The sequence below is a fragment of the Craterilacuibacter sp. genome, from assembly GCF_051659485.1.
In the GTDB taxonomy this organism is placed as follows: domain Bacteria; phylum Pseudomonadota; class Gammaproteobacteria; order Burkholderiales; family Chromobacteriaceae; genus Craterilacuibacter.
On record NZ_JBOFOO010000107.1, the window covers coordinates 1 to 8,331 of the forward strand.

The window sequence follows — 8,331 nt, forward strand, 5'->3', positions numbered from 1 at the left end:
CTGCGTAGCTCGCTGACGCTGCGCCCGTTATTGCGCGCAATGCGGTACAGGGTGTCCCCCGCTTGTACGCGGTAATGGCCGGCCGGTATCGGCGGGTAGGCCGGTGTGCTGCTGCAGGCGCCTAGCGCCAGCAACAGGGCGCAGACTGCCAGCCGTAACCGTAGGAGTAAACATTGCATCAGCCGATTCTAACATTTCACGCACTTATCTGCCCTTACCAGCCGTTTTCCAGCACGATCTGTCCCGGTGTTTTCAGGCGCGACAGGCTGTAGCCGCGCTGGAGCAGGGTACGGAAGGTGTCTGCCACCATTTTCGGATTGCCGCAAATCATGAAGCGGCTGTGCTCGGGTGTCAGCGTCAGGCCGGCGGCGGCTTCCAGCCGTCCATCTTCTATCAGTGCCGGGATGCGTGCGTTCAGCATGCCATGCGGCGCATCGCGGGTGACGACCGGCACATAGCGCAGTTTATGGCCGTAGGCGGCCCACAACGGGTGCTGCCTCAAGGCGGCGATTTCGTCTGTATAGGCCAGATCACCGGCTTCGCGTACTGCATGTACCAGCACGATGTGCTCGAAACGCGCCCAGAGTTCAGGCTGCTGCAGGATGGACAAATAGGGTGCCAGACCGGTGCCGGTTGCTAGCAGCCACAGTTCGCACCCGTCCGGTAGGCGGTCGGCAGTAAAAAAGCCGTTGGGCTTCTGGTCGAGCAGTAGGGTATCGCCGACCTGTAGCTGTTTCAGGCGTGAGGTAAATTGACCATCCGGCACCAGAATGGAAAAGAACTCCAGATACTCATCCCAAGGCGCCGACACCATTGAATAGGCACGCCAGATCTTACCCGAGTCTTGTGCCAGCCCTAGCCGGGCAAACTGGCCCGGTGTAAAGCGGAAGTCTGCCGGGCGTGAAATGCGAAAACTGATCAGTTTCTCGCTCCAGCGACGGGTCCACAAAATGGTTTCTGCGCTGAAGTTCTCTGCGGTTGGCGCTTGCATAAGACAATACCTGAGTAATTTAATCGGATATTGCCATTGTCGGGGTGCAGGTGCAGGAAGGCAAGGGCAGGCGATGGCACGCCGTTGGTTTAAGGCGTGCACACCATACCCGCTCTGGCTTATGCCAGGGCCTGTGTCAGATCCGCCAGAATATCGTCGATGTCTTCGATGCCGATAGACAGGCGCAAGCCGCCTTCGCGCAGGCCTAGTGCCCGCTTCTGTTCGGGCGGCAAAGAGCCGTGTGACATGGTCCAGCTATGGTTGACCAGCGACTCGACCCCGCCTAGCGACTCGGCCAGTGCAAACAATTTCAGGCCGGTGGCGACACGGTTGGCGGCTTGGCGCGTGTCATCCTTTAAATAGATTGAAATAATGCCGCCAAAACGGCGCATCTGGCGGCAGGCCAGCGCGTGTTGCGGATGTTCGGGCAGGCCGGGAAAGAACACTTTCTCTACCGCCGGATGGGTAATTAGAAAAGCGGCGACTTTTTCGGCGTTGTCGCAGTGGCGCTCCATCCTGAGTGCCAGTGTCTTGATACCCCTAAGGACCAGAAAACAGTCCTGCGGGCCCGGCACATTGCCGGCCGAATTCTGGATAAAGCGTATTTTGGCGTACAAAGCCTCGTCGTTGACGGCAACCAGACCCAAGAGCACATCGGAGTGGCCACCCAGATACTTGGTGGCCGAATGCACGACGATATCGGCGCCCAGATCCAGCGGGTTTTGTAGGTAGGGGGTGGCAAAGGTGTTGTCTATGGCTACCGTAATGCCGTGGCGGTGAGCGATGGCCGATAGTGCGCTGATATCGACCAGATTCAATAGCGGGTTGGTGGGTGACTCCAGCCACAGCAGCTTGACTGCCGGATTGATCGCCGCTTCCAGATGGGCGGTGTCGGTCAGGTCGACGAAGCTGACTTTGATGCCCAGTGGCGCCATCACGCGGGAGAGTAAGCGCCAGGCACCGCCATAAAGATCGGCGACCGCAATGACCTCATCGCCCGGCGCCAAGCAGGCACGCAATACCCCGTCGATGGCGGCCATGCCGCTGGCAAAAGCCATGCCGTGACGGGCATTTTCCAGGCTGGCAAAGCAGTTTTCCAGTGCTGATCGTGTCGGTGTGCCGGAACGGGCGTAGGAAAACTCCATATCCGCACCTATGCTGTCGAAGGCGAATACCGAGGTCTGGTAAATAGGGGGCATTACCGCCCCTTGGTGCTGTTCGGCCTGATAGCCGGCGTGGATGGCGCGGGTGGAAAACTTCATGGTAAACCTCGGATTTTTAAGTCAAACATACGGATTTGAAGGGTGAGTGCAAGCAAACCGTATTGTAAATTTTAGCTACTGACTGGTTTTGTTCTATTGTGCAGTAACGGCCGATTCCAATGGCTTATTGTACAAACGCGCCTAAGTTCAATACTTTACACCCCCGCCGATTGGAGATAAGGTGCGCTCTTTCGATTTCGGTCCACATAAAGCGATGAAGCTTGAACGTGCATTTGACTTTCTGTATCACCAGCTAGAAACGCAGCCACGCCACGATTGCCTCAGTAGCCGTAAGGGCAAGCAGTGGATAACCCTTTCGACGCCTGAAGTTGTAGAAACCGTCAACCGCGTCAGCCATGGCTTTGTCAAATCCGGCATCGTGCGCGGTGATCGTGTTGCCATTGTGGCCGACAACTCGACCGAGTGGGTGCTGGTCGACCTCGCGCTGCAGCAGATAGGCGCCATCAGTGTACCGCTGTATCCGACCATTACCGTCGAAGATGCGCAATACATCCTGATGCACGCCGGCGTTAAAATGGCTTTTGTCGGTTCGGCTGCCCTGCAGCGCAAGGTGCATGACGCACTGGGCAGGCTGAGCTGCCCCATCTATGGCCTGAACGATATCGAAGGTGTGCCTTCGTGGCGCGAAATTGAAGCCTTGGGTCGCGACGGTGACGATATCATGCTCGCCGCTCTGCGTGACAGCATAGGTGCCGACGAAGTATTCACCCTCATTTATACCTCGGGCACCACCGGGCGCTCCAAAGGCGTGATGTTGTCGCACCGCAACGTGGTTAGCACCGCCACGGCAACTGCCGAACATACCGGCTTGCCCGAAGGCAAGCTGCGCGCACTGTCCTTCCTGCCGCTGTCGCACATCTTCGAGCGCACCGGTGTTTACTACTATATGTCGTCCGGTACCGGTATCTATTTCGCCGGTGTCGAGCAGTTGTCCAATGCGCTGCAGGAAGTCCATCCGCACACCTTCAGTGCCGTGCCGCGCGTGCTGGAAAAGTTGTACGAAAAACTGGCGGGCAAAGCTTCCGAGCTTTCCGGCAACAAGAAAAAGCTGTATCTGTGGGCGCTGGACATGGCCGAGAACTTCGACCCGAATGCGCGCATGAGCTTGTGGCAGAAGACGCAGTTTGCGCTGGCCGACAAGCTGATCTTCAGCAAGTGGCGTGCGGCACTGGGGGGCGAGCTGAAGTGGATCAACGTAGGCTCCGCCGCCTTGCAACCGCGCCTGGCGCGCCTGATGTGGGCTTGCGGCATCATGGTGGCCGAAGGCTACGGCATGACCGAATGCTCGCCGGTGATCTCTGCCAATCAGTTTGATGCCGCCAAGGTTCGCATCGGCTCGGTCGGCATACCCTTGCCGCATGTCGAAGTGAAGATTGCCGAAGATGGCGAGATCCTGGTGCGTGGCCCCAATGTGATGGTGGGCTATTACAAGGATGCCGAGCAGACTGCCGAAACCATTATCGACGGCTGGCTGCACACCGGCGATATCGGCACCATGGTCGATGGCGTGCTGACCATTACCGACCGCAAGAAGGAAATGTTCAAGACTTCCAACGGCAAATACATTGCGCCGCAGGTGATCGAGAACAAGCTCAAGGAATCCGCCTTCATCGATCAGGTGATGGTGGTCGGTGACGGGCAGAAATTTGCCGGTGCACTGATTGTGCCGCTATTCGACAAGCTCAAGGAGTGGTGTACCCAGCAGGGTATCGCCTACACCAGTGATGCCGAAATGACGCACAATCCCAAGGTACAGGCGCTGATAGACCGCGAGGTCAAACGCTTCAACCGCTACTTTGGCAACTGGGAGCATGTGAAGAAATTCGCGCTGCTGGAAAAAGCCTGGTGTGTGGATAAGGGCGAGCTGGCTCCGACGCTGAAACTGCGCCGCAAGGTGATCGCACAGCACTGCCGTGATCTGATCGACAGTCTGTACGCACATCATCCGGCCTGATTCTCTGGCCCATAAAAAATCCCCGCATCGTTGCGGGGATTTTTTTGCGGGTCATTTCCGGTTTACTTCACGCAGTCCACACACAACACCCGTTTCCCGTCCCTTTCGATCGCGATCAGGCCGTGTACATCGGTCTCGAAGCCCGGTAGTTCGCGGTTGAATTCCTGTACGAATTGCAGATAGCCGACGATGGTACGGTTGAAGCGCTCACCCGGGATCAGTAGCGGAATACCCGGCGGGTAAGGGGTGAGCAGTACGGCGGTGACGCGGCCTTCCAGTTCGTCTACCGGCACGCGCTCTATTTCGCGGTGTGCGGTCTTGGCGAAAGCATCGGCCGGGCGCATCGCCGCTTCCATCTCCGACAGATAAATGTCGGTAGTCAGGCGCGCGATATTGTGGCGTGCGTAGAGCTCGTGGATCTTCTGGCATAAATCGCGCAGCCCCACGCGCTCGTACTGCGGATAGCGTGCGACGAACTCGGGCATGATGCGCCACATCGGCTGGTTCTTGTCGTAGTCGTCCTTGAACTGCTGCAGCAGCGAAATCAGCGTGTTCCAGCGGCCCTTGGTGATGCCGATGGTGAACATGATGAAGAAGCTGTAGAGGCCGGTCTTCTCGACCACAACACCATGCTCGGTCAAATACTTGGTGACGATGGCGGCCGGAATGCCCATTTCGTCCGGGCTGCCGTCTACATCCAAGCCCGGGGTCAGGATGGTGGCCTTGATCGGATCGAGCAGGTTGAAACCTTCCTCGATGCCGGTAAAGCCGTGCCAGCGGTCTTCCGGCTTGAGCTGCCATTCGGCCGGATCGCAGATGCCGTCGTCGGACAGTGCCTGCGGCCCCCATACCTTGAACCACCAGTCATGACCGTATTCTTCGTCTACCTTGCGCATGGCGCGGCGGAAGTCCAGTGCCTCGACCAGCGATTCTTCGACCAGCGCCTTGCCGCCCGGCTGTTCCATCATCGCCGCCGCGACATCGCAGCTGGCGATAATCGCGTACTGCGGGCTGGTCGAGGTGTGCATCAGATAGGCCTCGTTGAACAAGGACACATCCAGCTTCCGGTTTAGCGGGTCCTGCACCAGAATTTGCGAGGCTTGCGAGATGCCGGCCAGCAGCTTGTGGGTGGACTGGGTGGAAAAGATCATCGATTCCTTGCAGCGCGGCCGGTCGTCACCGATGGCGTGGAAGTCGCCGTAGAAATCGTGGAAGCTGGCGTGCGGCAGCCAGGCTTCATCGAAGTGCAGGGTATCGACCTCACCATCGAGCAGGCCCTTGATCTCCTCGACGTTGTACAAAATGCCGTCGTAGGTGGACTGGGTAATGGTCAGGATGCGCGGCTTGGCATCCGGGTTTTTCTCCAGCGCGGCACGGGCAAACGGATTGGCCAGAATCTTTTTCCTGATGTTCTCCAGCGAGAACTCGGATTTCGGGATCGGGCCGATGATGCCGTAGTGGTTGCGCGTCGGCATCAGGAACACCGGAATGGCGCCGGTCATAATGATGGCGTGCAGATTGGACTTATGGCAGTTGCGGTCGACCAGTACGATATCGCCGGCGGCAACGGTGCTGTGCCAGACGATCTTGTTGCTGGTCGAAGTGCCGTTGGTGACGAAGAACAGATGGTCGGCGCTGAAGATGCGTGCGGCGTTGCGCTCGGAAGCGGCCACCGGGCCGGTGTGGTCCAAGAGCTGGCCCAGTTCGTCCACCGCATTGCACACGTCGGCACGCAGCATGTTCTCGCCGAAGAACTGGTGGAACATCTGGCCGACCGGGCTTTTCAGGAAGGCGACGCCGCCGGAGTGACCCGGGCAGTGCCACGAGTAGGAGCCGTCGTTGGCGTAGTCGACCAGCGCGCGGAAAAACGGCGGTGCCAGGCTGTCGAGATAGGACTTGGTTTCACGGATGATATGGCGGGCGACGAAGTCCGGCGTGTCCTCGTGCATGTGGATGAAGCCGTGCAGCTCGCGCAGGATATCGTTCGGGATATGGCGTGCGGTGCGGGTCTCGCCATACAGATAGACCGGGATGTCCGGGTTGCGGCGGCGCAGTTCGGCAATAAAGCCGTACAGCTTGCCCAGTGCCGTGTCGGTGCTGTCCTGGGTATGGAATTCTTCATCGTCGATAGACAGGATGAAGCCGGCCGCGCGGCTTTGCTGCTGGGCAAATGCGGTCAGGTCGCCATAGCTGGTGTAGCCGACCACTTCGATGCCCTGGCCTTCAATGGCGGAGGCCAGTTCGCGGATACCGGAACCGCTGGTGTTTTCAGTGCGGAAATCTTCGTCGATGATGACGATGGGAAAACGAAAACGCATGCCTGAGTCCTTGTCGATAAACTCGGACATCGGTGGCATCGTCAAAGGACGCGTACGCGAGATGGGGTCGTGCCCTGTCACGGGACAGGGTCGGGGCCGGGCACCTGTAACGCCTTGCGGCCTTTGGCATGGCCAAAGATGTCACTCGGTGCGCGTTGGGGCGCAGTTACTGGTCGTACGGACTGGTTACCGCCGCCCGGGAAGGCTGGCCTTGAGGCGCGATTCACATCAAATTCCGGCGCCAAAGCGCCGGGTCATTTGGGTGCTTTGCACCGCGGTCCGCACTGGATGGAAGCCATCCTCACGTCTGCCGGCTTAGGGCAGGCTATCAAGCCCACCTTCGAATACCCTGTTCGGCGCGCATTATAACTATTTGGTATTTGTTGTAAAGGGTGAATAGTTCAAAAGCGTGAACAGGGAATGGAATCCCTGTTCCCTGTTCCCTGTTCCCTGTTCCCTATTCCCTATTCCCTATTCCCTATTCCCTATTCCCTATTCCCGAATCTCGCCGCCGTTGCCGGTACAACTGCCCGGCTTTCAGCAGCAGGGCGCCGCTGCCGGTTACCAGCAACAGCAAGACCGGTGCCGCGACCAGCCAGGGGAAGAAGGCAATGGCGAGTGCCAGCAGCATGAGGGTGCAGCCTATGGTCAGCAGGGCCGAGGCTTCGCTGCGTTCGACTTCCCGTGTGCCGCGTACCACCGCACCGATGGCATCGCCGATGCGGGCCGCCTGGCGTGCTGCGGCGCGGGCAGTGGCGCGGGCGCGGGCGGCATTGGCGTCGGGGCTGAGCAAGGGTGCATGCTCGGCGGCGCGCGGGCGGGACAGCGCAGGGCGACGGCGCTGGCCTTGCAGTATGACCTCGGTCGAGTTGTCCAGATCACGGTAAAAGCGTGCGGCCAGCTCGCTTGCCAGCCTGTCGTCTTCGATGGACACATCCAGCTCGCGATTGGCCAGCCAGCTGGATACATTGAGGTTGGACGAGCCGATGCGCGCCCAGCGTCCGTCGGCGACCGCGGTCTTGGCATGGATCATCGGACCGTTCCATTCGAATACGCGTACACCGGCCTCCAGCAAGGGGCGGTACTGGGTACGCGACACGGTGGCTATCCAGCCGATATCGCTGGAGCGCGGCACCAGCAGGCGTACATCGACGCCGTCGCGTGCGGCATTTTTCAGCGCGGTCAGATAGGTACCGGTACCCATGAAGTAGGCATCGGTGATCCATAGGGTGTGCCGGGCAAAAGCGGCGATCATCAGGTCGAGGCGCATCATGTTGGCGCTGCTGGGCGTGGTCGCGATCAGGCGTGCGGCGATGCCGGGGTTATGCCCGGCAGCGGCCGGCGGCGGGGCAAGGTTGAGCGGTGTGCCGCAACTGGCCCAGCTGTCGGCAAATGCCGCGACGGCTTCGGCGAGCACCGGCCCGGACAGGGAGACGCCGGTGTCGCGCCACGGCGCGATGCCGGCACCGGGGGCGCCCTCCCAGCGGCTGCTGGCACACAGACCGGCAATAAACACTTCGTGCTGGTCGATGATGATTTGTTTGCGATGATTGCGTCCCAGCAAGGCCAGCCCTGCGGCGAGACTCGGCGGGTTGTAATGGCGGATTTCGGCACCCGCAGCCAAGAGCGGCTTGAAAAAGCCGGAAAGGATTTCCCGCCAGCAGCCAAACCAGTCGACCAGCAGCAAGACGCGCACGCCGGCACGGGCACGCTCGGCCAGAAGGGCGCACAGCGCCTGACCAACGCTGTCATTGGCGAAGATGTACATCTCGATCAGGATGCTGT

General features: G+C 59.6%; 5 protein-coding genes. 1 reads left to right on the forward strand and 4 read right to left on the reverse strand.

Going from position 1 to position 8,331, the window contains the following annotated elements; translation table 11 throughout:
* Positions 1–214: 214 nt before the first annotated feature.
* Positions 215–991 (reverse strand): ferredoxin--NADP reductase, encoded by a 777-nt coding sequence (locus tag ACRC1E_RS03775; RefSeq protein WP_438513775.1) that lies wholly within the window; start codon positions 989–991, stop codon positions 215–217.
* Positions 992–1,110: 119 nt separating this feature from the next.
* Positions 1,111–2,253, reverse strand: coding sequence for a trans-sulfuration enzyme family protein (locus ACRC1E_RS03780; protein WP_438513776.1), 1,143 nt, complete (start codon positions 2,251–2,253; stop codon positions 1,111–1,113).
* Positions 2,254–2,467: 214 nt separating this feature from the next.
* On the opposite strand from ACRC1E_RS03780, the gene ACRC1E_RS03785 reads away from it, so the two are divergent.
* Positions 2,468–4,228, forward strand: coding sequence for an AMP-dependent synthetase/ligase (locus tag ACRC1E_RS03785; protein WP_438513777.1), 1,761 nt, complete (start codon positions 2,468–2,470; stop codon positions 4,226–4,228).
* A 62-nt stretch (positions 4,229–4,290) separates the two neighbouring features.
* Here the strand turns inward: ACRC1E_RS03785 and ACRC1E_RS03790 are convergent, their stop codons facing one another.
* Together ACRC1E_RS03790 and ACRC1E_RS03795 are read right to left on the reverse strand one after the other, a co-directional pair.
* A complete protein-coding gene (locus tag ACRC1E_RS03790) occupies positions 4,291–6,546 on the reverse strand; it encodes an Orn/Lys/Arg decarboxylase N-terminal domain-containing protein (RefSeq protein WP_438513779.1) in 2,256 nt (751 codons plus the stop codon).
* A gap of 478 nt (positions 6,547–7,024) precedes the next feature.
* The coding region (locus ACRC1E_RS03795) for a phospholipase D-like domain-containing protein (protein WP_438513778.1) at positions 7,025–8,331 on the reverse strand (1,307 nt) is incomplete at its 5' end.